Here is a 24,955-nt window from a genome sequence, read left to right on the forward strand (position 1 = left end):
GCCGCCGCCGCAACTCGGCCTTGGCGGGGCGATACCTTCACACAAGAGGGCAGGTGCCATTCTCGCTGTGGCAATGAAGTGGGTTCAACATGAGCAGACCTTTTGCTGAGCTCGGCATCGGTCCTGGAATCGAGATCGTGGCGTCCCAAGTCCTGCCCACTTACCCCGTGGTGACCGACGACTTTGCCCGCTCGTGGCACAAGGGATTCGAGAAGCTCGGCTTTCCACTGATCCGGATCCAAAGCGCCAAACCGGAGTTGCTCCGGCGACTGCTCCCGGTTGCCGAGCGCCTCGAGCTGAAGCTGGCGTACGAGATTCATGCGCCGCTAGGGCCGAACGCACCCGAGATCATGAAGGTTCGGGATGTCTACGAAGAACTCGACTCTCCGCTTCTCGGGTTCGTCGCGGACTTCTCGTCAACCATGCGCAGCATTTCTCCAATACTGCTGCGCGCGGTTCGGCGCGCTGGGCTGGACAACGCGGCCATTGAGCAATTGCAATCCATCTGGGCCACGGATGCCCCCATGCGCGAGCGGCAGGAACAGTTCATCGGCTATCTGCGAGGACGCGACTTTGATCCTGTCCGGCTTGGCTCGTTCGCCCACCTGGCGTTCAACATGCACGGCCATGTCGCCGAGCTCGGCGAAGTGGACCCGCCGCTGCTGGTGCGCAAGCAGCATGACCTCATTCGTCGTAGCCTGCGTGCGGCCCTCGCGTCAGCTTGATCCTGCAACCGTGAGGCGTGACGCTCGGCCGATGATCCCGGCCGGGCGTCACAGTGTTTAAGGCAATTCCTTCGCCGAGGCGCCCGCCGCCACGATTACAGCGGCCTCCGCAAAGAGACCGCGCATCCACTCATGTTCCGAATCGCGATTGTGCACCGGGTGCCACCAAAGTGCGTTGACCAGCGGTGTAGCGCTGAACGGCAACGGCAGGACCCGCACTCCGTCCAGTCTCAGGGCAAAAGGTGTCAGAGCTGCCTGGATCAGTGCGATCCGGTTGGTTCCGACGACAAAATGGGGAAGGGACTGGAAGCTCTCAACAACCACTTCAACGCGAGGCTCAATGCCCAGTTGCTGGATCTGGCGCTCCGCGGAGGTGAATGCAGAGCGTGATTGGTAGGACATGACCCACGGCAGTTCGGCGATGTTTTCCATCGTGATCTGATCGCCGACGGCCTCGTTGGACGAGGAGACAACGGCCACCCAGTCGTCCCTCCATAGGTCCAGGTAGGGCAGTCCGGTGAGGAAACCGTGGGGGATCACCATCCCGTCCACCGAGCGGAGGCGGTTGACTGCGTCCTCGACGATGATTGGGTTGTGGAGCATGAATCTGAACCGGACTCCGGGGGCACGCTCGGTCGCGAGTTCAGAGGCGACCCTGCCGATGGTGGTGAAGCCGTAGTCGGAACCGTAGATGGAGAACTCGCGTTCTGACTCGCTGGGCTCCCATGTTGCCTGGCTTTCGAAAACGCGTCGGGCGGCCTCGAGGGCGGTGGTGGTGTGCCCGGCGAGGCGCAGAGCGAAAGGTGTCAGCTCGTAGGTGTTGCCGCGGCGTGCCAGGATGGGGTCGCCAAAGTGGGACCGGAGGCGTGCTAGTGAGGCGCTGAGCGCAGGCTGGCTCAAATGGAGCCGTTCGGCGGCCCTGGTGACGCTCCGCTCCGTGATGAGGGCGTCCAGCGAAATGAGGAGATTGAGGTCGAGCCGGGAAAGCAGCGCATGTTTGGTCACGACGAAACGATCCTTCGGAAAGCAAGTTAGTCAGTTTCAGCGTATCAGCGGTATCGATAGCGTCGGCGGTGCTCATCACATCGCCCGATGAAATTGTCGGCCGCTTGGCCCTATAGCGCTGTGCCAGTTGTTCCGCTTCTGCAAACCTCCGTGCAACTTATGTCGAGTATCGCCAATACTTATGTGCTTTTTATGCACATGTCCCGCATACTGGGTAGTGACCGGGGTCACGACCCCCGAAGTTTCGACAAAGAAGTCAGAAAGGCTGGACATGACACAGCACCGTCGCTTTCCGGGCCTGAAGGCCGGCGCCCTCGCCGTCCCCACGGTCGCAGCCCTCATCCTTACCGGATGCTCGGCCTCCACCGGCGGCACCACCAGTGCGGGAGGATCGCAAGAGATTTCCCTGGCATTCGCTACCTCCAACAATATTGAGAGTCCGTACCAGAAGCTGGGCGAGCAGTATATGAAGTCCCACCCGAACGTGAAGATCACGTTCAATCCGCTGCCCAATGATTCATACGACCAGACCCTGCGGACACAGCTGCAGGCGGGCAACGCCTCGGACGTGATGGTCACCTCGCCGGGGTCCGGGACGGGCCGGAGCATACTGCCATTAACCCAAGCGGGGTTCCTGGAACCGCTCGATGATGCCGCCAAGAAGCTCGTTCCGGTTGGAAGTGAATCTCTCTTTGGCGCCGACGGAAAGGTTTACGGTCAGGCTCCGGAAATCACCGTCGTCGGACTGGTAACAAACGAAACCGCCTCCAAGGCCGCCGGCGTCTCCGAATTCCCCGCCGATTGGGCCGCGTTTGAAAAAGAATGCTCGTCCGTTGCCTCGACCGGTAAGTCGGTCTTGGCGGTTGCCGGCTCAGCTGCACCGAACACGGGATTGATGGCGATGACCCTCGCGGCAACCCGCGTGTACGCCGTAGACCCGAAGTGGAACGAAAAGCGTGCTGCCAATCAGACGACGTTCGCCGGCAGCGAGGGTTGGAAGAGTGCTCTTCAGGCGGTTGTGAAGATGAACAATGCAGGTTGCTTCCAGAAAGGCGTAGCCGGTGGCGGCTTCGACGCCATCACCAAAGGCCTGGCCAGCGGAACCTCCTTGGCCGCTTTCGTCCCCGGTCCGTCCTGGCTGCAGTTGAAGACGGCGGCCAAGGACGCCGACTTCGTGGTCAGGGCCTTCCCGCCTGCATCGAGCTCTGACAAAGGCTTCGTCTTCGCAAGTGCCAACTACACGTTCTCCATCAACGCAGCATCCAAGAACAAGCAGGCCGCGAAAGACTTCCTCGACTGGGCCGCCCAACCCGAGCAGACTAAGTCATTCGCCGAAATCGACGGTGCCCTTCCCGTGAGCGGAATGGACAGCTACGACTTCTCGTCCAGCGCCTACAAGAATGTCGGCGATCTCCTGAAAAACGGCAAATATGGTCCTCTCCCGAACACGCAATGGCCTAACTCATCCGTCTACGATGCACTGTCAACTGGAGTCCAGGGCCTGATTACGGGCCAGAAGTCAGTTGACGATGTCCTCAAGGCGATGGATAGCGCCTGGGGATAGTGGCCAGTTCCAACAATCTAGGTTCCGATGACTCAATGGGACAAGCAAGGAATATCATGACTGCGACGATGCAATCGAAAACCGAAGCAGCCAGTGCGCCCCGGCGAGGCAGGCGCGTCCCGGGGATGGGCGGAAAAGCCCGTCCCCGGGGCGGAGCCCTGCAGTTGGGCCACTGGTGGTGGGCGCTCCCCGGCGTGGTCCTCGTTTTCGCCATACATTATGTGGCAACGGGGATCGGCGGCTTCTTTGCCTTCACCAACTGGACCGGCATCGGCTCGTTCCGGATGGTTGGGTGGGAGAACTTTGCTGCCATCTTCAGGGATCCGACGAAGGTTGGCGCCCTTGTCAATACTTTGTTCCTGGCCTTTGGCTCGGTTTTCCTGAGCAACGTCGCGGGCCTTGCCTTGGCGCTCGGCCTGAATCGGGTCCTGAAAACGCGCTACGTTCTGCGGACGCTCTTCTTTATGCCCGTGGTGCTCAGTCCGCTCGCGACGGCCTACATCTGGAAGTACATCTTCGATTTCGACGGACCGATCAATGTTTTCCTCAACTCCATCGGCGCGGGCGACTTGGCAAAGCCTTGGCTTGCGGATCCCACCTGGGCGGTCTGGACGGTTCTGGTCGTACTGGTGTGGGGCACTACAGGCATAACGATGGTGATCTACATGGCAGGTCTGACCGGCGTCCCGGTGGAAATCGAAGAGGCAGCTGCGATTGACGGCGCAAACCTGTGGCAACGTTTCTCGAACGTGACCCTTCCGGCGATTCGCCCGGCGCTGGCCATTGCCACAACGTTGGGCATTGTGCAGGGTCTCCGGGTGTTTGATCCAATCATGGCCCTGACGGGCGGCGGACCGGCAGGTGCGACTGAAACGCTTGCCACACAGGTCTACAAACAGGCGTTTGCCCTCGGCAACTTCGGTGCGGGCGCCGCCCTCGCCCTAGTTCTCGCGCTCATCATCCTGATTTTTGCAGTCATCCAGCAGCGGCTGACGCAATCGAAATCCGAGGACTGAAGAATGTTCCGCTACACCAAACTGTCCCTGCTCCGCGAAATCGGTCTTTGGGCGCTGGCCCTGATCTTCCTGTCGCCGTTCTACTTCCTCATCACGACGGCATTGAAGTCCGACGGCGAGAGCTACACGACCTCACCCCTGGCCCCGCCGTCGAGCCCTGACTTCAGCAATTTCGAGGCGGTATTAACAGCGCAGGGAAACTCAAACGTCGTCTTGGGCCTCGTCAACAGTATCGTGATCACCGCCGGCAGCATCGTCGGACTGGTGCTCCTGGGGTCGATCACAGGGTATGTGATCTCGCGAAGCACCCGACGGTGGAGCAAGGCAGCCTACTACCTCTTCCTGGTTGCCATCATCCTTCCTGGCCAACTGGGTGCCGTGCCGTTGTATATGGGTGCGCGTGCAGTGGGCCTGACGGGTTCAGCGTGGGGTTTGATCGTCCTTTACACGGGAATGCTCCTGCCGCTTGCAATCTTCCTCTACGCAGGCTTTTTCCGTGGACTGGGCATTGAATACGAAGAGGCGGCAACGATTGACGGCGCCAGCAGAACCCAGATTTTTTCCCGGATTGTGCTGCCTATGATGGCCCCGGCTACTGGAACGGTAGCCATTTTCGCCGGCCTCATCGTGTGGAACGACTTCTTCACGTCGCTGATCTTCCTTGGCGGCTCGGCGAACCAGACGCTGCCGGTGGCGATGTACTACTTCATCGGTTCCCTTGTGTCTAAGTGGAATTCGATCTTCGCCATCGTGATCGTGTCGATGATCCCCATCCTTGCGTTCTACCTCTTCGCGCAGAAGAAGTTCATCCAGGGTTTTGCCGGCGGCCTGAAGGGCTGATCGCCGCAATGACCGACAACCGCGCGGCATTCGAGCGCTTCGTGGAGCTCTTCTACACCCGGAAACGGGTGCGGGAGGCCTTCGACTACCTCGTCGCCAATGAGTACCGGCAGCACAACCCGACTATTGCTGTGCATGTGCGGGCGTCCGGACCAGGTCGCCCGGACGCCCGCGGTAGCCGACATCTACCGCTTCGAAAACGGACGGATCGTTGAGCACTGGGATGTGCTCCAACAGGTACCGGAGCATTCCGTCCACAACCATCCCATGTTTTAACTAACCCCTCGATCTCCCGGGAGACACGCATGTTCCAACTTGCGCCTAATATCGACCTTTTGTTCACAGAAGCAGGCGAAAGTGCCGCAGAACGGGTCCGTGCCGCCGCTGCCGCAGGCTTCGACGCGGTAGAGATGTGGGGCCCCGCCGGCAAGGACATTTCGGCCCTTAAAGCCGCCTTGGAGGAAACCGGGGTCCAACTCATGGCCCAGCTGGCAGAGCCGCGCATGCAGTTCATGATCCCGCCGCGCGACCACGCACCTTTTTTCGCCGGCCTGGATGCGGGGGTTGAGGTGGCGCACAAGCTGGGCTGCCCCCGCATCGTCGTGGGAAGCGGCACGGGATTCGGCGGCCGCAAGCGGCAGGACCAGCTCGACGATCTGATTGAGATCTTTACCCGGGGTGTGGCGCACATCGAGGGCTCTGGTGTCACGCTGGTCCTTGAGCCGGTGAATGTCAGGGTGGACCACCCCGGAGCACTGCTTGACCGGACGTCCGAGGCTGCCTATATCGCCCGGGGCGTGAACTCGCCTGACTTCGGCATTCTCTACGACCTGTACCACTCGACCGTGGAGGGCGAGGATGTCGCCGCCGAGCTCGCCAACGCGGGCGAGCTGATCCGCTATGTGCAGATCGCCGACGCTCCTGGGCGGGGCGAGCCCGGTTCAGGTTCGATCGATTGGCAGGCGCGTCTGGGCGAGCTGCGCGCGAGCGGCTACGAGGGCCCGGTCGGGTTGGAGTACTACCCGACGATCGAATCCGCCAAGTCGGTAAAGCTCATTCAAGAACTGGCGGCCGGGTCGTGAGCCACAACCGGTACCCCGCCGCCGTCGACGTAGCCATTGTCGGAAGCGGCCCGACGGCGTCGGCCTATGCGCGGATCCTCAGCGAAGAAGCGCCGGGCGTCACGATCGCCATGTTCGAAGTGGGTCCGACGGTCAGCAATCCGCCCGGCGCACACGTGAAGAACATCGAGGATCCGGAGCGCCGCAGCCACGCGCAGCGCGCCTCCGAAGGGCCCGGCGCCGGCTCGCAAACGGTGAACTCGCCGGGAGCCGTCAAAAGCGGTGACCGCTTGGCCCGTCCGGGCACCTTCCTGCTGCCGGACGGCTACGCCTTCCCGGACGAGGACGGCCTTCCGGTCGGGGCTATGTCCAGCAACGTCGGCGGCATGGCAGCTCACTGGACTGCTGCCTGCCCGCGTCCTGGCGGTCGGGAGCGCATCGCGTTCCTCCCCGACCTGGAACACCTTCTGGACGAAGCGGACCGCTTGCTGGGCGTCACGTCCCACGCCTTTGACGGCGCGCCGTTCTCGAATCTGGTCCGTGAGCGACTCGCCTCCGCGGTGGATGAAGGCCGCGGCCCGGCATTCCGAGTCAAGCCGATGCCCCTCGCCGTGCACCGGCGGGAGGATGGGTGCCTTGTTTGGTCCGGTGCCGACGTCGTCCTGGGTGATGTGACCCGCGCAAACCCTCGCTTTGAACTCTTTGACGAGTCGTTGGTGACGCGCGTGGTGCTCGACGACGGCAGGGCAGTTGGCGTCGAAGTCAAGAGCCGCCGCACAGGAGAGATCCACCCAGTGGCCGCCCGCTATGTTGTGGTGGGGGCTGATGCTCTGCGCACTCCGCAGCTGTTGTGGGCCTCGGGGATCAGGCCTGACGCGCTTGGACGTTACCTCAATGACCAGGCCCAGGTGGTGTTCGCCAGCAGGCTGCGTGACGTGAAGGCCGAAGATGGACAAATGGCAGCCAACGGCGCGCTCAGCCAGCAGAGCGGCGTGGCCTGGGTCCCTTACACGGACGAGATGCCTTTCCACGGCCAGATTATGCAGCTGGACGCCTCTCCTGTTCCGCTTGCTGAGGATGATCCTGTGATCCCCGGATCCATCGTGGGACTGGGCTTGTTCTGCGCCAAGGACCTCCAGCGCGAGGACCGCGTGGCGTTCGACGACGACACGCTGGATGCGTACGGAATGCCCGCCATGCGGATCCATTACCGCTTGACGGACCGCGACCATGAGGTACTCGAGCGCGCGAAGCAGGAAATTGTCCGCCTGGGCAACGCAGTGGGTGAGCCGCTCGACGAGAGCCCGTTCATCCTGCCGCCGGGGGCATCGCTGCACTACCAGGGCACCGCCCGGATGGGCGCTACCGACGACGGCGAGAGCGTGTGCTCTCCCGACGGTCAGGTCTGGCAGGTCCCCGGCCTCTTCGTCGCCGGCAACGGCGTCATCCCCACGTCCACAGCGTGCAATCCCACGTTGACCGCGGTGGCCCTTGCCGTCCGTGGCGCCCGTAAGATCGCCGAAGAATTGAGCACTCCTTTACTTATGTCAGAATCAGACAATAGAATGAGTAAATAATGAAGAAGTGGCCATTGAGCACATTTCCGCGCAAGGCACAGACAAGGAGGTCTCGATGATTGCCGACCGCATGATCGAGCAGGGAACATTCACCACACAGGGCGGCCGTACCGCCGTCGAGGTCCGCATCCCGTGGTATCGCGCCCTGCCGGGCTCGTGCATCGCCGGAGCATCGCTGACGGTCGACGGCGTCAGCGCCCCCGAGGATTCGCTGCGCTGGACCATGAACAACCGCACCTTCAGCTTCGAGGAACTTGTTGAGGAGACCGCTGAATGGTGGTTCCCCCTGGACTCGGCTGTCCTGTCCGGTGACCTGTCCCTGGCGGATGACGGGGCCGAGCACGAGGTTCGCGTGGATCTCAAGCTCTACATCCCGTACATCATCACAGACCACGGCGTGCTTCACATCGAAGAGCACGACACCAAGACCATGAAGGTGGCACAGCGATGACCAGCCTCGGCACGCCGATTCAGGGCGTCACCCTTTACAGCTTCACCCGCGCCTTCCACGCCCGGCAGTACGACCTCGATGGACTCATCCGCAAGGTGGCGGACGAAGGCTTTGGCCCGGGCCTTGAAGTCATTGGATTCTCGAGCCTTCGCGGTTTCCCTGACCAGATCGACGACGCCTTCGTTGGCCGGTTCCGCGACCTGGTTTCCGAAGTGGACCTGGTCCCCACCTCACTGGCCGTGAATGTGGATACCGGCATCCGCCGGGACCGCCTCATGAACCATGACGAGCTCGTCGAGTACATGCGGCGCCAGATCGAAGTCGCCGCCAGGCTCGGCTTCCCGATCGCCCGCGTGCAGATCTCGCTCACCCCCGACGCCATGGAAAGCCTGCTGCCCGTGGCCGAGAAGTATGGCGTAACCCTTGCGCTCGAAGTCCACGCAGACCAGCACGGGACCCACGAACGGATCCTCGCCCTTCGCGACCGATACGAGAAACTCGGTTCGCCCCTGCTCGGTTTCACCGCCGACTGGGGTGCCACCGTCAGCGGCTTTGCACCCTCGCTGCTGGAGGCCTACCGCCGTCGCGGAGCTTCCGAGGAACTGCTCCGACAGGTGGTGGAGATGTGGAACGGCTTCTATGCCGAAGGACCCCCCAACACCCAAAAGGCCCACGGTGAGCGCTTCGGTGCGTTCATTGGGCTGGCTGCGCGCAACGGCCGACCAGACCTTGGCATTGACTTCGCCATCAACGGAACAGGGCTCTTCGGTCCTGCGCCCGTCGACACCTGGCTGGAAATCATGCCGTGGGTTCGTCACGTCCATGGCAAGTTCTTCGGCATCGACGAGAACGGCGAGGAGCCCTCGGTTCCGGTGCGTGACCTCGTCCGACAACTGGTAGAGAACGGATACTCGGGTGCGATCTCCAGTGAATACGAAGGCTGGCACTGGAACAACTGGCAGGATCCGTTCGACATCATCCGCGGCGAGCAAGCCGTTCAGCGGTCAGCCGCGGCCAACGCCGGTTCGACGATGATCACCGACGCGTCAGAAGCCCGCCGCATCCTCAACAGCTACCTTGCCCAGCCCGTTCGCGGCTGAAAAAGAAGGGACAAAACCGACATGTCAGAAGGCATCGCTGGCTCGGGCATCGAGCTTGGCATCACCCTCTACTCTCTCACCTCTGAATTCGCCGCCGGACTCTACACGCCGGAGACGCTGATCAAGGCCGTCGCCGATGAGGGCCTGGGGCCCGGGGTGGAGTTCAACATCGCACAGATGCTTCGCACCTACCCCGACGTCGACGACGACTTCGTGCGCCTGTGGCGCGACAGCCTGGACCGTTACGGTTTGACGCCCAGCGCCGTGGGCACCAACCTGGACATGGGCCGCCGCAGAGACCGCGACATGACGCCCGACGAGGAGTACGAATTTTTCGCGGCGCAGTTGCGGACGGCCAACAAGCTCGGCTTTCACCGGGTGGTGATCCGCTCGGCGGGCAAGGAATTGCTCCGGAGTCTGCTTCCTCTGGCCGAACAGTACGACCAGAAGCTCGGCTACGAGATTCACGCACCCTCGGGTCCGAACGACCCGAAGATCCTGCAGATCCGGGAAATGTACGAAGAGCTCGGAAGCGACCGGCTGGGCTTCACTGCCGACTTCAGCTCCACCATGCACAGCCTTTCACCCACACTGTTCCGCACCCTGACGCAGATGGGGCTGCCCGAGGAGCACTTCGCGGTCATGCAGGAGGTCTGGCGCAAACCGCTGCCCATGCAGGAGCGGAACCAGGAGTTCGAAGACCACCTGCGCGCCAACAACTTTGATCCAGCCCGACTGGGGCCATTCACGCGTCTGGCATTCAACATGCACGGCCTGGTGCCCCCGGAGGAATGGCTGGACATCATGCCGCAGATCTTCCACGTCCACGCAAAGTTCTACGACATCGACGAGAACGGCAACGAACCTGCCATGGACATTCCCCGCATCGTGCGGCAGTTCGTCAAGGGTGGCTACAAAGGATACCTGTCCAGCGAGTGGGAAGGGCATGCGTTCGCGGACCTTGGCGAATCCGATCCCATCGACCTTGTCAAGAAGCAGCACGCGCTTATGCGCCGTGCCATCGAAGAGGCAGTGGTTCCGGCCTAGGGGTTTGGACGCCACCACTACGTTTAGCAAAGGAAAGCCATGGCAACTCATAATTCCCTCTTCCAGGACTCCGACGTCCGCAGGCATCCGGAGGGCGTTGCGGTTTCAGTGCAACTGCCCTGGTACCGCAGTCTTTGGCTGTCGGCAGTGGACGACGTCGCGGCCACGGTCAACGGCGTCGAGATTCCGAAGGACTCCCTGCGCTTCGAGCTGCAGGGAAAGTCGTATTCCATTGCGGAGCTTCCCGGGCAATGGCAAACCCTGTGGTTCGTCGCCGATCGACCGGACGTGATCATTCCCTTGGCGCGCGTCCCCGAGGCTGGCGAGGAGATCGACGTCGAAGTCATCCTGACCCTGCGACTGCTCTATATGCAGATCGCCCCAATGCGTTACGTCGGGAACCGGGTAGCGGTTGAGCGCAAGGTAGTGCTCGCATGAGCGGCCTGAGAGTGGCCATGATCGGATACGGCTTCATGGGTGCGGCGCACTCCCAGGGTTGGCGCACCGGACCGCGAGTGTTCGACCTGCCCGCCGAGCCGGAAATGGCGGTGATTGTCGGACGCAATGCCGACGCCGTGGAAGAAGCAGCCCGAAAGTGGGGTTGGGCCGAGTCAGCCACCGATTGGCGGGAAGTCATCGCCCGCGATGACATAGACATCGTCGACATCGTGACCCCGGGGGACTCACATGCCGAGATCGCGATCGCGGCGCTCGAGGCCGGGAAGCACGTGCTGTGCGAGAAGCCGCTGGCCAACACGGTGGCCGAAGCCGAAGCAATGGCCGAAGCTGCGGAACGTGCCGCTGCCCGGGGCATCCGGGCGATGGTGGGGTTCACGTACCGGCGTGTTCCGGCTGTGACCTTCCTTCGCAACCTCATCGCGGAGGGCGTAGTCGGCACCGTGCACCAGGTGCGGGCTTCGTACCGGCAGGACTGGCTCGTAGACCCCGAGATGCCGCTGGCTTGGCGACTGCAGAAGGAACACGCAGGTTCGGGGGCCCTCGGTGACATCGGAGCCCACGCGATCGACCTTGCCCAGTTCGTGACCGGCATGCACCTGGAGAAGGTCTCCGGCACCATTGACACCATCGTGAAGGAGCGGCCTCTGCCCGTCTCTGCGTCGGGCTTGTCCGGCAAAGGGGCTCCTGTGTACGGACAGGTCACCGTGGATGACATCGCCATATTCGCGGGCCGTTTTGAATCCGGGGCGCTGGCTTCATTCGAGGCGTCGCGCTTCGCGACAGGCCGGAAAAACGCGCTGGCCATTGAGGTTTCCGGAGACAAGGGAGCCCTTGCTTTCGACCTTGAGGACCTGAACAATATCCACTTTTATGATCGCACTGCACTTGCCGACCGTCAGGGCTTCCGGAAGATCCTCGTCACGGAGTCGGAGCATCCCTATGTTTCGGCGTGGTGGCCCGCCGGCCACATGCTCGGGTATGAACATGGGTTCTCCCACCAGGTCAAGGATCTAATTGAAGGCATCGCAGAGGGCACGGACCCGCACTCGACGTTCGCCGACGGCCTGAGGGTACAAAGGGTGCTCGATGCCGTTGAACGGAGTTCGGAGAACGACTCGGCATGGACCCGCGTCTCCGTAGACATTCCGGCCCACGCCGGTTAGGGGAGAACATGGCACGACCTATCACACTCTTTACCGGTCAGTGGGCTGACTTGCCGTTCGAAGAAGTTGCTCGGCTCGCCGGAGAGTGGGGCTACGACGGTCTTGAAATCGCCTGCTGGGGAGACCATCTGGATCCGTGGCGTTGGGATGACGACGCCTATGTGCAGGGCAAGTTGGACGTACTCAAACGCCATGGCCTGAAGGTTTGGACGATCTCCAACCACCTCAAGGGCCAGGCGGTGTGTGATAATCCGATCGACCAGCGGCACCGTGAGATTTTGTCCGACATGGTGTGGGGCGACGGCGAACCGGAGGGCGTCCGCCGTCGGGCCGCCGAGGAAATGAAGCACACCGCGAGACTCGCGGCGAGACTGGGTGTGAAAACGGTGACCGGGTTCACTGGTTCATCAATCTGGAAGTACGTGGCGATGTTTCCGCCTGCGAGCGAGAAGATGATCGACGCCGGATACCAGGACTTCGCGGACCGGTGGAATCCGATCCTTGACGTCTTCGACGAGTGTGGTGTCCGCTTCGCGCACGAGGTGCACCCGTCGGAGATCGCGTACGATTACTGGACGACAGCCCGCACCTTGGAGGCGATCGGACACCGCAAGGCCTTTGGCCTCAACTGGGATCCGAGCCACATGGTCTGGCAGGACATCGACCCTGTCGGCTTCTTGTGGGACTTTCGTGACCGCATTTACCACGTGCACTGCAAGGACACGAAGAAGCGCTTGGCCAATGGCCGCAACGGCCGTCTCGCGTCCCACCTGCCCTGGGGCGACCCGCGCCGCGGCTGGGACTTCATTTCGACGGGCCACGGTGACGTGCCGTGGGAGGACGCTTTCCGGATGCTCAACGCCATCGACTACCGGGGGCCACTGTCGGTCGAGTGGGAGGACGCCGGCATGAACCGGCTTGTCGGCGCCCCCGAGGCCTTGGGGTTCGTTCGAAGGCTCTCAAGTTACGAGCCCTCGGCGGCCGCTTTCGATGCGGCCTTCAGCACTAAATAGCACCAAGGAAGAGCGGCGGCCGGCTGCAGTATCTGCTGCGGCCGGCCGCTTTTGTGCGTTCAGCGGCTAACGCTCGACGGCGGTCGCCACCTGAGGCGGGTCACGCCGCCGTCGCTGGCCCCGGCAGCTTTACGTTCGAGGGCGGTCGTCACCCTGGAGGGTGGCGCCCCCCAGTGCACCCTCGGCAAGTGCCGAAGCTGCAAGCGCTAAGTGGCGTCGCGTCATGTCGGTGGGATCATCCTGGAGCCATTCGTGGCCGCCCCATTCGCTGGTGAGCGTGCCCGCAAATCCGTTGCGACCCAGGAGGCTGCCAAGATCGTGAAGCGGCTGCGAAACGCGCCCATCGGCGTCGTCCAGATCCCAGAACTTCAGGTGGAAGGCGCCAATCAGGGGAAAGATGTTTTCCAAATCCGAGGCGTCGCTGCGGCCGAAGCGGATCAACAGATTCATGAAGAGCGTGTGGATTTGCTGAGGAACCTTTCCGGAGCGCAGCAGGACCGTCACGGCGTCGAGTGTGGCAGGGTCCTGCCACTCCTCGGCCAGGCGCTTGAGCAGTTCGGTGGGCACGTCCGCGCGACTAAGTTCCTCCAGATAGCTCATAGGAAGGGCAGGCATCAACATGCTGATGTCCACCAGCACGCGAACGTGGTCGTCTGCGAGCCCGGCTATACAATCCAGGGCCGGCGCTATCGCGGGGTTATGCGGATTCTGCTGCCCTTGGATTTCCTCATAGAGCACGAGGTCGAGGTCATGCAGTACGGGCTGCACCAGTCCGAGCAGTTCGGCGCCCGCCTGGCCGATCGGCAGCCGGATTCCGGTAGCGCCGACCCGGTGGGCGGCTCGTATTTGGGGGACGAGGAAATCCAGGCGTTCCTGCGTGGTTCGGCGGTTCGTGGGGGAGGTGAAGTCGTCAAGGCTGCCGCCCATAATACTGATGCGTCCTCCGTTTGCGGCCACGGATTCGCGCAACTCGTCCACCTCGGCGTCCTTCGGATCCGGAAAGGACCGCCAGAGCAGTCCGGGCTCCAGTTCGATTGTGTCCACCACGCGCTCCGCCACGATGCCGGTGACGATGTCCAGGGCCGAGCGGCGTGCGGCTGTGACCTCCGGCGTCCAGTTGAAGGAGCTCGCGCAGAGGGTCCAATTGTCGGGAATTCCGGGAGTCATGGCACCTTCCCAAATAGGCATGTTAATGACAAACTTATGTCACTTTTAGGATAAAGGATGGAAAGCATGCTGCAAACCGCTTTGCGGGACGACGCGCTCGCGTCCACTTCTGAGGGTTTTGAACTGAGGATCGGCCTTCCGTGGATTCGCTCGATGCCTTTGTCCAGCGTGTCGTCGCTCGAGTTAGTGATAGACGATGAGCCGATGCCTCCGACCGCGCTCAGCGCCCTGCTTGGTGAACGGCGGGTGCCGGCATCATCGTTGCAAGCGGAATCGGGCTGGTGGTTCGTGCAGGATCGCCTTGTCATCGCTGGTCAGCGCAGACTGGGCCCAGGTGAGCACACGGTATCCGCTGGCTTTTGGCTGCTTGTCCCCTACCTGCAGGCCGGGCCGGGATCGCCCCTCATCCTGCCATTCCACCTCAAGTCCCGGCTGCAGCTCGACCATGCCCACGTTCCCAGCGTCTCTTGCGACGTCGCCTGAGTCGAGCCGAGGCCTTAACGCTTACTAGTTCACCGTTACGCTTCTTGGGGAAGGCAGGCCCTCGGCAAACCAGCGCGGGAAAGTCACTTCGAAGAGCTGCTCAAGGGCCAATTCGGCGCCACCCCGTAGCGGTTCCCGCGCGTCATTGACCGAGAGGACAATGCTGAGGTCACGGGTGGCCAGCGGGAGTGACAACTCGTAAACGCGCTGGCGAACCTCTGCCAGGAATACTTCGCCGGCGGCGGCCATTGCGCCGCCTATGACGATCACCCCTGGATTGAACAGATTGACCAGTGCAGCGATGGATTCGCCAATCACTCGCGCCGATTTTTGAATGAGCGTGATGGCGAGCGGATCTCCATCCTCCGCGGCGCGGGCAATTCCCTCGGGGGTGATTGCCTTCCCATTGCTGCCAAGGGCCGATGCGCCGGCCGTTCCTTCGTGGATTGCCGTCTCAGCGTCGCGGACGAGGGCCCAGCCGCCGGCCACGGCTTCCAGGCAACCGATCTTGCCGCAGCGGCAGGCGGCGTTTGAGCCGGCCACCTTTACGTGGCCGATGTCACCCGCAGCCCCGTTGGCGCCGCGATGTATGCGGCCTTGGGAGAGTAGCCCTGCCCCGATTCCCGAGCCGACTTTGCAGTAGATCAGGTCGGCGTTGACGTCGCGTCGGCGCGCGCGTTCCCCAAGTGCCAGAAGGTTGACGTCATTGTCCACCCAGACGGGCGCACTGTAACGTCGCTCGAATGGTCCGCGCACATCAAAACCGTTCCAGCCGGGCATGATCGGAGGTGCTACCGGGCTTCCGCTTTCAAAATCCACCGGACCCGGAACCCCCACCACGACCCCCCAAGTCGGCACCTTGGCGACTCGATCGAGCAGTTCGTCGATGCGGGTCATGACGACCTCGAGAGTCTCCTGGGGGCCGCGGGCAATCTCCCAGTATTGGTGGGTTTCGTCGAGTATCTCGCCGTCCAGATTGGCGATCCCCACGCGGATGTGCAGGGCGCCAAGTGCGCAGATAATGATTCGGCCCTGCTCGGCGCGAAACCGCAATGTTCGAGGTGCCCGGCCGCCCGAAGAGGCTCCGAATACGCCATCGCCCAAATAGCCCATTTGGATCGCCTGGTCTACCCTCTGCGTGACCACCCCGCGCCCCAAGCCGGTTACTCGGCCGATCTCGGGCCTTGTGGTGACTTCCCCCGTGCGCACAAGGTTGACGATGCGCAGCAGGCTCGTCACTTCATCCGTTTGTGCTCCGAACCGAAGTGTGGACTCTGATGTCATGATTACGATTCTCCCATATTCCTGCCCACTAAGGTGCAAGCGGCGGCTACTATAGCCAAAACTATGTCTACTTTGGAGCGAACATGACAAAAGTGGAGAGATTGCTATGCCTTGGAACGTAGGCCTTATTGGCGCCGGTCCCGGGGTTGCGGCGCTGCACCTGGCGACTCTGGGGCGAGTTGACCAGATTTTTCGGATCGTACACATCTCAGATGCGGGGAGTGGCCGTGCCCAATCGCTGGCAGAGAGATACGGTGCACGCTGGTCCCAGGGGGACGAGGCCTTGCTCGCTGACCCGGAAGTGGAAGTCGTGGCCGTCTGCAGCCCGCCCTCTGAGCATGCCCGGCAGATCCTCGCGGCCGTCGCGGCGGGTAAGCGGGCAGTCATGTGCGAGAAGCCGCTCGCAACCAGCCGGCTCGAAGCCAGCGCGGTGATTGCGGCGTGCAGGGCTGCCGGTACGGCACTCCTGGTGGGGACAAACCACTTGTTCGACACGGCTTGGGGGCGTGCAAAGCACCATCTGGTTGCCTTTGAAGGCCGCGCGCAGACCGTCTCCGTGACGCTCGCCCTCCCGCCGAACGACCGGTATCATCGCCTGGTCGCGGAGGTCGGGCCATATCTTCCCTCGCACCGGGGTCGGCCGGATCTCAGTGACCCCGTGATTGCAGCGGACGTCCTTCGGCAACTGGTGACCGGACTTGCCGTACACGACCTTCCGGCTTTGCGGGATATTGCGCCGGTCCTGGAAAAAGTCGAGTACGCCCGGCTGGTTCCACCCGTGGGGTATGTTGTCGGGTACCGCGCCAGTGGTGTACTAGTGCAATTGGTGGCGACGATGATTCCGCATGGACCCGACGCCCTATGGCGCATGAGTATCGCAACCACGGAGGATCGAATAGAGGTTGATTTCCCTCCGGCCTTCGTCCATGCTGGCAGCGCCGTGATTCGCGTCCGAACCGCCGACGGGCGTTGGACGACGTACCGGAGGGATCTCGAGGACGGGTATATTTCCGAATGGCGCGCTTTCGCCGCACTCATAGAAGGCGTTGCGCCCACGGAGTACGACGATTTGCTCGCAGACGCCTACTACGCGATTGACATAGCGGATGCGGCCGTGTCGAGGCTGCGTGCTGAGGCGCCGCGATGATCGGGGAGGGCGCTGCCGTGCCTGTGTTCACCTCGCTTCCGGCGTATCGGGCCGCCGCGGCCGAACTGCCGCTGAGTACGCGCCTCACGACGACTGTGGGGGGATCGGTCGCCGTCGTGCCCGGAGCAGGGGAATGGTGGAAGGAGGCGGCGGAGGCGCGGCGGCAGTCCGCCGCCGCGATCGTGGTTGTGGATCCGGTCGAAGCGCCCGCGAGTGCCGTGGAGATGCTTCACCAGCGGTGCAAAGGAATTCCTGTAATCGTCGAGCGTCCCCGTTTGCGTTCCGATGTCGTCGCTGATGCGCGCGCGGGGAGGGCAGGGATTCCGGCTCGCGTGGTGATGGTGGAATGTGCGTCGCTTGACTCGGAGTTCGAAGCGGTTGTTCGTGATGCGATCGGATGGGCCAGGGTGTTCGATGGGGGATCCCTGAGGGTCCGTTCCGTCAGTGCAACGCCTCGCAGCCGCATGGGCCTGCTTGAGTCGGCTAGTGCAGCCGGGGCACTTCCGATAGCCCTGAGCGCGACAACCCTGGCAGGACGCGAGGAGGGGGGCCTCGTCCGGGTGCTGGTTCTCGCTGAGGTACTTTCTTCGGTCACCGTGGACGTCCCTGCCGGGTTGATGTGCGTTGAGAATTCCACTTCCGAGGGCACATTGAGGATGCCGACGCGATTTGAGGCCTCGGCTCGCCTTTCGCTCCGGCGGGCCCTCGAAGCACTGGCGAGTGGCGAAGCTTTGGCCGATCTGGAGGAGCTTCTTCACGATAGCCGACTGGCGGCCGCCTTCTCGCGGCCAATCCAGGGCGATGGTCTTGAATAGCTGGCCGCTACAAGGGAGAGGCGGTGGTGCGGTCAACTTCAATGTCGCTTTCAGTCATTCTTTAGTTGATTATCTACTAAAGCCGCCTCTATGATGGTAAAGACGCCGGGGTTCCTCCGAACCCGTTCTCCGCCGTGCTGATGCGGCTGAGGCACAAAACGTCGCGTCGACGGCCCGATCGTTCGGGTAGATCACAATGTCACTTTCGCCTTTCAGGCTCCGCCTCCTCGTCGTCTCACTACTGACTGTGTCCTTCATCGGGGCGCTCGATCACACCGTGGTCTCCACCTCGCTCGCAACAATTGCGGGCGAGCTGGGGGGCCTCAGGCTCATGAGTTGGGTGGTGGTCGGCTACACCCTCGCAAGCACTGTGCTGTTGCCCGTCCTTGGCAAACTTGGCGACGTGCTCGGTCCTCGGCGGGTGTTCCTGTCCTCCCTCGTTGTCTTCATCCTCTCGTCGCTTGCCTGCGGATTCGCCCCGACAATAGAGTGGCTCATCCTTGCGCGCGTCGTGCAAGGAATGAGTTCCGCAGGCCTGCAGCTGATGTCGCAGACGATCATCGCCCGCGTCACCACGCCACGCGAACGCCCCCGCTACATGGCCATCATCGGGGCAGCGTTCCCTTTTGCTATCCTGATCGGCCCAGTGCTCGGCGGTGCCATAACCGACTATTGGGGCTGGTCGTGGGTGTTCTGGATTAACATCCCGGTCGGCGCAGCGGCCCTCGTGCTCGCATTCATTGGAGTGCCTTATCTCGAGTGCAGCCCGGGGCGTCGTAGCTTTGACGTCGCCGGGGCGACCACTTTCACCATCGGGCTGGTGTCTCTCGTACTGGCGGCTACCTGGGTAGCGGAACGCAGCGCCGGGACCGAGACCGTCGTCGCACTCGCGGTCGCCATTCTGGGGTTTGTACTTTTTTTCTACATTGAACGGCAGTCGCCCGAGCCGATCGTCCCTCTACGGCTATTTGCGAACCGGATGATTACAGCCAGTACCGCGCTGTCGGCGATCATCGGCGTCGGGCTGTTTTCCATCACGGCCTATCTGCCCACATATTTCCAAATGTCATACCGGACCAACGCAACGGTGTCGGGGCTCGTTCCCATGGCGACAGTGTTCGGGATGCTGATAAGCAATCTCTTCACGGGCTGGCTAGCCAGCCGAACAGGGCGCTATCGGGTTTTCCCGATTTTGGGTACATCGCTTGGGGCAGCGGGACTTCTTGGCATGGCACTGCTGCCCGTGGGACTGCCTATCTGGGTGCCGATGCTCGTCATGGGGATCGTCGGAATCGGTACAGGTTCCTTCATGAGCCTGATCGTCGCCGTCGTCCAGAGTGCGGCACCGCAGAGTCAGATAGGCACGGTCACCGCCACGATCAACCTGGTACGCCAGGTTGGGTCCACCCTCGCCACGGCGATCATTGGTGGCGTGATCGGCTTCGGTGTGGCGGTTCTTCTGCCTGCGGAAGTGGACGCTGCCAGCCTGACTCCCCATTTTGTCCAGGGAGCAGCGCCGAGTCTTCAAACGAACATTGCGCAGATATACAGCGACGTTTTTCGACCGATCTTCATTGCCCTCGGGATCACCTATGCTCTCGGCATCATTGCCGCGGTCCTGCTCCCGCCCGGACGTCTGTCCGACGAGCCCGAATCCTCACGTCAAACGACACCTGAAACCCTTTCCGCCTGAGCTCCCGAAGGAGACGATATGTCCCAGAACCCCACCATCGCCATTGTCGGCAGCGGCCCGATCGGCTCGGCGTACGCACGGGTCCTCCTCGAAAGACTCCCCTCAGCCCGCGTCGTGATGTTCGAAGCCGGCCCGCAGCTCACGGAACGTCCGGGAGAAAGCGTGAGAAACATCGCCGATCCGGAAGAAAAAGCGCGGGCGCGGGAGATCTCCCAGGGTCCACAAGCCGGATCCCACCGTGAATCCCTAGGTCTCCCCGCAGGCACCGTAGCGGAGGGCATGTTCACTGCCCGCCAAGGCACTCACCTGCTCGATTTCGGCGGCGAGGGCTCCGCGCACGCGCCAACTTTTCCGGCGGCCGCGGCAGCCACCAATGTCGGAGGCCAGGGTGCGCACTGGACCTGCGCGACCCCATCGCCTGCCTTCAGCGAGAGGATCCCGTTCATCGCGAACAGGGAGTGGGATGAGCTCATCCGCACCGCAGGAGAGCTCCTGCACGTGCAAAGCGCCGCGTTTGCCGATTCCGCAGTGGGAGGCGCCATTCGGTCCCTCCTCGAGGAGGAGTTTGGCGACAAGTTGCCGGAAGGTTATGGGGTGGGCACGCTTCCTGTCGCTGGTGACCCGCAACCCGACGGATCCATGCGCTGGGCCGGTGCCGATGCTGTCCTCGGACCGCTCATTGACAAGGATTCCCCTCTTTCTGCGCAATTCGAGCTCCATGACCTCACCCTGGTTCGACGCATCGACCTTGAGGCTACTCGTGTCACGGGGGTGACGGTCGAGGACCTCCGTACCGGCGAGACATCACTTGTTGCCGCTGATGTTGTGGTTGTCGCGGCGGACGCATTCCGCTCTCCCCAGCTCCTCTGGGCCTCTGGCATCCGCCCGTCCGCACTTGGCCACTACCTCACCGAGCATCCGGTGGTTATCTCGACAGTGGCTCTGGACGCCGAGAAGATGATGCGGTTCGCCACTGAGGAGGATCTTGCCGCCGAGCTTGCCCGTCGCGCTATGAATCCTGCTGATCCTGTCGCGGCCGTTAACCGCATCCCATTTTCAGAACCGGACCATCCCTTCTCCGTGCAGGTGATGTATGCGGAGACAACGCCTTTCCCGATGGAACCGCGGACCCCGTACGCGAACAACCGGTGGGGATACGTCAATATGGGATACGGCATGCGAAAGCAACCTCGTTATGAGGACGGTGTAACTTTCGATGACAAGGAGCCGGACTACCGAGGCCTTCCGAATATGACCATCACGTATTCACTGACCGAACGGGAACACGCCGAGATTAAGGAAGCGACCCTGCGCCTGCGTCGCGCCGGGGGAGCGCTTGGTGTGTTCGTTGCGGAACCTCGTCTCATGCCCAATGGATCAAGCCTCCACTACCAGGGGACGATGCGCATGGGTGAGAAAGACGATGGCACTTCGGTGGCCGATCCATGGTCGAGAGTGTGGGGATACGACAACCTCCTTGTCGGCGGTAACGCCCTGATTCCGACGGCAACCGCGATGAATCCGACCCTCATGAGCGTCGCCATTGCCGTGCGCGGCGCGCGCAAGTTGGCGGACGAGCTCAGCTTCACGACTGCGGTGGCATCCAAGGGCCCAGATGTGACGGAACGCCGCTGAGCGAAGAGTCCCCAGCGGACCGTTAGCCTGTATGGGTGGCCTGGAGGGGACAGGTGGATAACCTATGGGTATGAAGAACCTTGACCTGAACTTGCTGCCCCAACTTCAGGTCCTGCTGGAACTGCGCAACGTCTCCCGGGCGGCTGAGCGCCTCCAGCTCAGCCAGCCGGCCACGAGCGCCGCAATGGCCAGGCTCAGGCGGCATTTCGACGACGAACTCCTCGTGCGCACCGGCCGCAGCTACGCACTCACCCCGTTCGCGCAGGCGCTGGTCCCGCTGGTGGATGAAGCCATGCTTCATATCCAACGGGCCACGCGCGTGCGTTCCGGCTTCGATGCCGCTACGAGCGAAAGGGAGTTCGTCATCGCGGCCTCGGACTACGCGGCGGCACTGATTGTGGGGCCGCTGAGGGGAATTCTGCAGGAGGGGGCCCCTAAGGTTTCGGTGGATTTCGTCCCGACCGCGGCCACCGGCATCCAGGGCCGGATGGCTGACTACTCCAAGATCGACCTGCTGGTGGGGCCCACGGGCTACCACATGCAGGGCGCCACGAAGCAGCTGTTCCGGGACAGTTTTGTAGCCGTTGTGGATGCCGGGAACCCGCTGCTCCACCAGCCCCGCCTGACGCTGGAGGACCTCACCACGGTCCCTCACGCCGTCGGCTACTTTGGCGAGGGCATCAGCACCCCGGCGGACAAGCTGTTTGAAGCACGTGCCCTTAAGCGCCGCGTGGCAGCCGCGGTTGCGGGGTTCCTGTCGCTGCCGCTCCTGGTCGAAGGCACGGACCTGGTCGCGTTGGTTCCGCGAATGCTGGCGTCACGGGCCCAACGCGGCGCAGACATTGCGGTGCTGGAGTTCTCCCAAGAGATCGAGGCCTCCCTGGTTGAGGCCATGTACTGGCATCCATCGCAAACAGAGGATCCTGCGAGCGTCTGGCTGCGCTCGGTGGTGCAGCGGGCGTGTTCGCGGCTCCACGAGTTGTTTCCGGTCGCGGCCCATCCAATAACTATCCACGACGCGGATACCACGTAGAGCCAACGAGCCATTCCCCTTCCGCGCAGTCCCTGCGAAAGTCGGAGAAACGTACTTCGGAAGGAACTCCCATGCCTGTTTTCAACCAACGCCTGGCCGGCAAGACGGCCGTCATCACAGGAACTGCCAGCGGCCAGGGGAGGGCAGCCGCGCTCGCCTTCGCTGAAGCAGGCGCCTTGGTGATCGGTTGCGATATGGACGACGACGGCGCCGCGGCCACGGTGGCGGAGGTCACCAAGGCAGGTGGCCGGATGAGCAGCAGCCGGGTGGATCTCACGGACGAGGCTGCGGTGGCGTCGTGGGCCCGGGACGTTGCCGCCACCCACGGCCAGGTCCACATCCTGTACGCCAACGCGGCCGTGACCCGGTTCGCCGCGGTGGACCAGCTCACATTCGCGGACTGGAAGTGGAACGTGGCGCATGAAATGGATGTGGTCTTCCTGCCTGTGCGGTATTTTTGGCCGCAGCTGGTCCTGGCGCAGAACGCGGCCATCATCCTGGTGGGCTCCACGGCAGGGGTCACCGGGTCCATGACCAACGGTCGCCTGGCCCACACTGCCACCAAAGGGGCCGTGGTGGCCATGACCAAGCAGCTCGCCGCGGAAGGCGCTCCTCATGGTGTGCGCGTGAATGCCGTCAGTCCGGGGATGATCCGCACCGCAGCAACTGAGGGCAACCTGCTTGCTCCGGATCACCCGATGCGGACCATCGCGGGCAGTATCCCGTTGGGCCGGATAGGCACTCCGGACGAGGTCGCCCAGTGTGCCTTGTTTCTGGCTTCGGACGAAGCCTCATACGTGACTGGGGTCAATCTGATGGTCGACGGCGGCTGGTCGGCCGTTTTGCCAGGCTAACTGGATCGGCGGGGCGTGCGTGAAGCCGCGTTAGCGCATGGAGTCAGAGACCGACTTGGCCCCGCCGTGGCCAGTCTGGCCGCCGTCCACGGGGATCTCGGCGCCCGTGACGAATGAGGACAGGGGGCTGAGCAGGAACAGCACGACGCCAGCCACTTCATCAACGCTTCCGGTGCGGCCCAGCGGGGTCTCGGCCAGCGTGGCCTGCCTGAACTCTGGCTTGGCGCCGGCCGTCATGGGCGTTTCAATGAAGCCGGGATGGACGGTGTTCACGCGGATCCCGCGAGGGCCCAGCTCCATGGCCGCCACCTGCGAGAGGCCACGCAGGGCCCATTTGCTCGCGGTGTAGGCCACAGGATAGTGCGCGCTAAGGCCCGCCACGGATCCTACATTCACGATCGACGCGCCGGCGCGCATGTACGGGGCGAGGGCCTGGATGCCCAGCAGCGATCCGGCGACGTTTACGTCGTACACCTGGTGAAGGTCTGCCACCGAGGCATCCATGAGCCGGCTGCGCTGAGTGATGCCCGCGTTGTTGACGAGGCCATCCAGGCGCCAGCCCTGAGACCCAACCCAGTTCCCCAAGGCTGCCCAGGCTGAAGGGTCGGTGACGTCAAGCTGCCGGTAGAGCAGGCCTGCGCCGTCCGAAGAGCAGGGAGCTGCCACCGAGGCCAGCCCGGCAGGCATTTCTGCTGCCAGATCAGTAGCGATGACGCGTGCCCCGGCGTCGACAAGGAGCCGCGCTTCGGCGGCTCCCTGGCCTTGGCCGGCCCCGGTGACCACCACGGTGCTGCCTTGGAGCCGGAGGGATACCATCTAGAGTCCCCTGGAGGCTGGCTGGGCGGTCCTGGCACGTGCCCGTGGTTTGGCGGGGACCCGGGTCATGGCGTCCCGCCGTTCGCCTACGGTATTTTCGATGGTCCCGATTCCTTCCACCGACATCCGGACCGCGTCGCCGGTCCTCAGCGGCGGTGGTGTCTTTGAGCCGGTCCGTCCCCACAGCTCGGCGAGGCAGCCACTCCCGCAGGTTCCGGAGCCAAGCACGTCGCCCGGACGGACCACTGAGTCCTGCGAGGCGTACGCGACGAGTTCAGCGAAAGGCCAGGCCATGTTAGAGAGCAGGTCCTGCCCGATGATGACCCCGTTCACTTCCACGGTCATGGACAGCGGCAGGAACCCCTCGTCGTCGTGCTGGTGCCCAAACTCGTCTGCCGTCACAATCCACGGGCCCAGCGTGCTGGCGAAATCCTTGCCCTTGCACGGCCCTAAACCCACCTTCATCTCGCGCCGCTGCACGTCCCGGGCCGACCAGTCATTGAGCACGGTGTATCCGAAGATGTGCCGGTGTGCCTGGGCGGCGGAGAGGTTGCTCCCGTTGCTTCCGGGAACATGACCGACGACGGCGGCGACTTCTGTTTCGAAGTCCAGTTCGTTGCAGCCGGCCGGAACCCCGATGACCTCGCCGGTTGCCCGCGCTGTGTGCGGGTTGGTGAAGTAGAACGTGGGTGCCTCGTACCATTCCGGAACCACCCCGGCCGCGCCGTCGATGCTTTTGCGGACACCTTCGACGTGCTCTTCGAACGCCACAAAGTCCCGCATGGTGGCCGGGACCAGTGGGGCCAGCAGTTCGACGTCGGCAAGCGGCGTCGGCGTGGACTGCCGGAGGGTCTGTTCGGCCAGCCGGAGGGTGGCCTCGAGGCCGGATTCAAGCAGGCCGTTCACTGTCTGTCCTTGAGGCAGGGCATGGCAGGAATCGCCGGAAACGAACCCTGAATAGGTTCGGCCGTCGTGGTTCCAGCGTGCGATCTTGACCATGGAGGTGT

At 63.0% G+C, this 24,955-nt stretch carries 25 protein-coding genes; 20 read left to right on the forward strand and 5 right to left on the reverse strand.

The features are described from left to right. The first annotated feature begins 89 nt into the window (after positions 1 to 89). Positions 90 to 725: a hypothetical protein gene (locus tag AC4CS3_RS13665; protein WP_234748599.1), complete on the forward strand. Its 636-nt coding sequence runs from the start codon at positions 90 to 92 to the stop codon at positions 723 to 725. Positions 726 to 782: 57 nt separating this feature from the next. On the opposite strand, the gene AC4CS3_RS13670 is transcribed toward AC4CS3_RS13665, so the two are convergent. After that, on the reverse strand, positions 783 to 1,730 hold the full coding sequence (locus AC4CS3_RS13670; RefSeq protein ID WP_234748598.1) for a LysR family transcriptional regulator: 948 nt from the start codon (positions 1,728 to 1,730) through the stop codon (positions 783 to 785). Between the two features lie 271 nt (positions 1,731 to 2,001). On the opposite strand from AC4CS3_RS13670, the gene AC4CS3_RS13675 reads away from it, so the two are divergent. The 12 genes from AC4CS3_RS13675 to AC4CS3_RS13730 all read left to right on the forward strand — a co-directional run bounded on the left by AC4CS3_RS13675 (position 2,002) and on the right by AC4CS3_RS13730 (position 13,021). Continuing rightward, a complete protein-coding gene (locus AC4CS3_RS13675) occupies positions 2,002 to 3,294 on the forward strand; it encodes an ABC transporter substrate-binding protein (RefSeq protein WP_234748597.1) in 1,293 nt (430 codons plus the stop codon). A 56-nt stretch (positions 3,295 to 3,350) separates the two neighbouring features. Then, positions 3,351 to 4,310 carry a carbohydrate ABC transporter permease gene (locus tag AC4CS3_RS13680; protein ID WP_234748596.1) on the forward strand — a complete coding sequence of 320 codons (960 nt, stop codon included), beginning with the start codon at positions 3,351 to 3,353 and terminating at the stop codon, positions 4,308 to 4,310. 3 nt (positions 4,311 to 4,313) lie between these two features. Next, a complete protein-coding gene (locus tag AC4CS3_RS13685) occupies positions 4,314 to 5,150 on the forward strand; it encodes a carbohydrate ABC transporter permease (protein WP_234748595.1) in 837 nt (278 codons plus the stop codon). 8 nt (positions 5,151 to 5,158) lie between these two features. Next, entirely contained in the window at positions 5,159 to 5,365 is a 207-nt protein-coding gene (locus tag AC4CS3_RS13690; protein WP_234748594.1) for a hypothetical protein, read from the forward strand. 90 nt (positions 5,366 to 5,455) lie between these two features. Next, the gene (locus AC4CS3_RS13695; RefSeq protein WP_234748593.1) at positions 5,456 to 6,232 is read left to right on the forward strand and encodes a TIM barrel protein; all 777 of its coding nucleotides are present in this window, start codon (positions 5,456 to 5,458) and stop codon (positions 6,230 to 6,232) included. Beyond that, entirely contained in the window at positions 6,229 to 7,788 is a 1,560-nt protein-coding gene (locus tag AC4CS3_RS13700; protein ID WP_234748592.1) for a GMC oxidoreductase, read from the forward strand. Before AC4CS3_RS13695 ends, AC4CS3_RS13700 begins: the two co-directional genes overlap by 4 nt. A gap of 55 nt (positions 7,789 to 7,843) precedes the next feature. Next, a complete protein-coding gene (locus tag AC4CS3_RS13705) occupies positions 7,844 to 8,239 on the forward strand; it encodes a C-glycoside deglycosidase beta subunit domain-containing protein (RefSeq protein ID WP_234748656.1) in 396 nt (131 codons plus the stop codon). After that, positions 8,236 to 9,339: a sugar phosphate isomerase/epimerase family protein gene (locus AC4CS3_RS13710; protein ID WP_490783926.1), complete on the forward strand. Its 1,104-nt coding sequence runs from the start codon at positions 8,236 to 8,238 to the stop codon at positions 9,337 to 9,339. Before AC4CS3_RS13705 ends, AC4CS3_RS13710 begins: the two co-directional genes overlap by 4 nt. Before the next feature lie 21 nt (positions 9,340 to 9,360). Continuing rightward, positions 9,361 to 10,386, forward strand: coding sequence for a sugar phosphate isomerase/epimerase family protein (locus AC4CS3_RS13715; protein ID WP_234748590.1), 1,026 nt, complete (start codon positions 9,361 to 9,363; stop codon positions 10,384 to 10,386). Between the two features lie 39 nt (positions 10,387 to 10,425). Next, complete coding sequence (locus tag AC4CS3_RS13720) at positions 10,426 to 10,824, forward strand: C-glycoside deglycosidase beta subunit domain-containing protein (protein WP_234748589.1); 399 nt, start codon at positions 10,426 to 10,428, stop codon at positions 10,822 to 10,824. Beyond that, positions 10,821 to 12,008 carry a Gfo/Idh/MocA family protein gene (locus AC4CS3_RS13725; RefSeq protein WP_234748588.1) on the forward strand — a complete coding sequence of 396 codons (1,188 nt, stop codon included), beginning with the start codon at positions 10,821 to 10,823 and terminating at the stop codon, positions 12,006 to 12,008. Before AC4CS3_RS13720 ends, AC4CS3_RS13725 begins: the two co-directional genes overlap by 4 nt. 8 nt (positions 12,009 to 12,016) lie before the next feature. Then, a complete protein-coding gene (locus AC4CS3_RS13730; protein WP_234748587.1) occupies positions 12,017 to 13,021 on the forward strand; it encodes a sugar phosphate isomerase/epimerase family protein in 1,005 nt (334 codons plus the stop codon). Positions 13,022 to 13,150: 129 nt separating this feature from the next. On the opposite strand, the gene AC4CS3_RS13735 is transcribed toward AC4CS3_RS13730, so the two are convergent. Continuing rightward, entirely contained in the window at positions 13,151 to 14,188 is a 1,038-nt protein-coding gene (locus tag AC4CS3_RS13735; RefSeq protein WP_234748586.1) for a sugar phosphate isomerase/epimerase, read from the reverse strand. Between the two features lie 66 nt (positions 14,189 to 14,254). On the opposite strand from AC4CS3_RS13735, the gene AC4CS3_RS13740 reads away from it, so the two are divergent. Continuing rightward, the gene (locus AC4CS3_RS13740) at positions 14,255 to 14,671 is read left to right on the forward strand and encodes a C-glycoside deglycosidase beta subunit domain-containing protein (RefSeq protein WP_490783927.1); all 417 of its coding nucleotides are present in this window, start codon (positions 14,255 to 14,257) and stop codon (positions 14,669 to 14,671) included. Positions 14,672 to 14,695: 24 nt separating this feature from the next. Here AC4CS3_RS13740 and AC4CS3_RS13745 read toward each other — a convergent pair whose 3' ends face one another. Then, positions 14,696 to 15,955 (reverse strand): ROK family protein, encoded by a 1,260-nt coding sequence (locus tag AC4CS3_RS13745; RefSeq protein WP_490783928.1) that lies wholly within the window; start codon positions 15,953 to 15,955, stop codon positions 14,696 to 14,698. Between the two features lie 106 nt (positions 15,956 to 16,061). Between AC4CS3_RS13745 and AC4CS3_RS13750 the strand changes: the two genes are divergently transcribed. The 6 genes from AC4CS3_RS13750 to AC4CS3_RS13775 all read left to right on the forward strand — a co-directional run bounded on the left by AC4CS3_RS13750 (position 16,062) and on the right by AC4CS3_RS13775 (position 23,132). Next, positions 16,062 to 17,102, forward strand: a complete 1,041-nt coding sequence (locus tag AC4CS3_RS13750) for a Gfo/Idh/MocA family protein (RefSeq protein ID WP_234748583.1) — start codon at positions 16,062 to 16,064, stop codon at positions 17,100 to 17,102. Next, a complete protein-coding gene (locus tag AC4CS3_RS13755) occupies positions 17,099 to 17,917 on the forward strand; it encodes a hypothetical protein (RefSeq protein WP_490783929.1) in 819 nt (272 codons plus the stop codon). Before AC4CS3_RS13750 ends, AC4CS3_RS13755 begins: the two co-directional genes overlap by 4 nt. Positions 17,918 to 18,113: 196 nt before the next feature. Beyond that, on the forward strand, positions 18,114 to 19,610 hold the full coding sequence (locus AC4CS3_RS13760; protein WP_234748581.1) for an MFS transporter: 1,497 nt from the start codon (positions 18,114 to 18,116) through the stop codon (positions 19,608 to 19,610). Between the two features lie 18 nt (positions 19,611 to 19,628). Next, on the forward strand, positions 19,629 to 21,245 hold the full coding sequence (locus tag AC4CS3_RS13765) for a GMC oxidoreductase (RefSeq protein WP_490783930.1): 1,617 nt from the start codon (positions 19,629 to 19,631) through the stop codon (positions 21,243 to 21,245). Positions 21,246 to 21,315: 70 nt separating this feature from the next. After that, positions 21,316 to 22,278: a LysR family transcriptional regulator gene (locus AC4CS3_RS13770; RefSeq protein ID WP_234748579.1), complete on the forward strand. Its 963-nt coding sequence runs from the start codon at positions 21,316 to 21,318 to the stop codon at positions 22,276 to 22,278. A gap of 71 nt (positions 22,279 to 22,349) precedes the next feature. Continuing rightward, entirely contained in the window at positions 22,350 to 23,132 is a 783-nt protein-coding gene (locus AC4CS3_RS13775) for an SDR family NAD(P)-dependent oxidoreductase (RefSeq protein ID WP_234748578.1), read from the forward strand. 30 nt (positions 23,133 to 23,162) lie between these two features. Here AC4CS3_RS13775 and AC4CS3_RS13780 read toward each other — a convergent pair whose 3' ends face one another. Next, positions 23,163 to 23,948: an SDR family NAD(P)-dependent oxidoreductase gene (locus AC4CS3_RS13780; protein ID WP_234748577.1), complete on the reverse strand. Its 786-nt coding sequence runs from the start codon at positions 23,946 to 23,948 to the stop codon at positions 23,163 to 23,165. Further along, a complete protein-coding gene (locus AC4CS3_RS13785; RefSeq protein WP_490783931.1) occupies positions 23,949 to 24,947 on the reverse strand; it encodes a fumarylacetoacetate hydrolase family protein in 999 nt (332 codons plus the stop codon). Between the last annotated feature and the right edge of the window lie 8 nt (positions 24,948 to 24,955).

Source organism: Arthrobacter sp. SE2 (genome assembly GCF_058244265.1).

Coding starts and splice junctions, on each gene's coding strand:
- AC4CS3_RS13775 (WP_234748578.1), top strand. CDS start 22,350: ATGCCTGTTTTCAACCAACGCCTGGCCGGCAAGACGGCCGTCATCACA.
- AC4CS3_RS13705 (WP_234748656.1), top strand. CDS start 7,844: ATGATTGCCGACCGCATGATCGAGCAGGGAACATTCACCACACAGGGC.
- AC4CS3_RS13665 (WP_234748599.1), top strand. CDS start 90: ATGAGCAGACCTTTTGCTGAGCTCGGCATCGGTCCTGGAATCGAGATC.
- AC4CS3_RS13735 (WP_234748586.1), bottom strand. CDS start 14,188: ATGACTCCCGGAATTCCCGACAATTGGACCCTCTGCGCGAGCTCCTTC.
- AC4CS3_RS13765 (WP_490783930.1), top strand. CDS start 19,629: ATGTCCCAGAACCCCACCATCGCCATTGTCGGCAGCGGCCCGATCGGC.
- AC4CS3_RS13695 (WP_234748593.1), top strand. CDS start 5,456: ATGTTCCAACTTGCGCCTAATATCGACCTTTTGTTCACAGAAGCAGGC.
- AC4CS3_RS13755 (WP_490783929.1), top strand. CDS start 17,099: ATGATCGGGGAGGGCGCTGCCGTGCCTGTGTTCACCTCGCTTCCGGCG.
- AC4CS3_RS13725 (WP_234748588.1), top strand. CDS start 10,821: ATGAGCGGCCTGAGAGTGGCCATGATCGGATACGGCTTCATGGGTGCG.
- AC4CS3_RS13690 (WP_234748594.1), top strand. CDS start 5,159: ATGACCGACAACCGCGCGGCATTCGAGCGCTTCGTGGAGCTCTTCTAC.
- AC4CS3_RS13770 (WP_234748579.1), top strand. CDS start 21,316: ATGAAGAACCTTGACCTGAACTTGCTGCCCCAACTTCAGGTCCTGCTG.
- AC4CS3_RS13715 (WP_234748590.1), top strand. CDS start 9,361: ATGTCAGAAGGCATCGCTGGCTCGGGCATCGAGCTTGGCATCACCCTC.
- AC4CS3_RS13710 (WP_490783926.1), top strand. CDS start 8,236: ATGACCAGCCTCGGCACGCCGATTCAGGGCGTCACCCTTTACAGCTTC.
- AC4CS3_RS13785 (WP_490783931.1), bottom strand. CDS start 24,947: ATGGTCAAGATCGCACGCTGGAACCACGACGGCCGAACCTATTCAGGG.
- AC4CS3_RS13740 (WP_490783927.1), top strand. CDS start 14,255: ATGCTGCAAACCGCTTTGCGGGACGACGCGCTCGCGTCCACTTCTGAG.
- AC4CS3_RS13680 (WP_234748596.1), top strand. CDS start 3,351: ATGACTGCGACGATGCAATCGAAAACCGAAGCAGCCAGTGCGCCCCGG.
- AC4CS3_RS13720 (WP_234748589.1), top strand. CDS start 10,426: ATGGCAACTCATAATTCCCTCTTCCAGGACTCCGACGTCCGCAGGCAT.
- AC4CS3_RS13675 (WP_234748597.1), top strand. CDS start 2,002: ATGACACAGCACCGTCGCTTTCCGGGCCTGAAGGCCGGCGCCCTCGCC.
- AC4CS3_RS13760 (WP_234748581.1), top strand. CDS start 18,114: ATGTCACTTTCGCCTTTCAGGCTCCGCCTCCTCGTCGTCTCACTACTG.
- AC4CS3_RS13750 (WP_234748583.1), top strand. CDS start 16,062: ATGCCTTGGAACGTAGGCCTTATTGGCGCCGGTCCCGGGGTTGCGGCG.
- AC4CS3_RS13685 (WP_234748595.1), top strand. CDS start 4,314: ATGTTCCGCTACACCAAACTGTCCCTGCTCCGCGAAATCGGTCTTTGG.
- AC4CS3_RS13780 (WP_234748577.1), bottom strand. CDS start 23,948: ATGGTATCCCTCCGGCTCCAAGGCAGCACCGTGGTGGTCACCGGGGCC.
- AC4CS3_RS13745 (WP_490783928.1), bottom strand. CDS start 15,955: ATGACATCAGAGTCCACACTTCGGTTCGGAGCACAAACGGATGAAGTG.
- AC4CS3_RS13730 (WP_234748587.1), top strand. CDS start 12,017: ATGGCACGACCTATCACACTCTTTACCGGTCAGTGGGCTGACTTGCCG.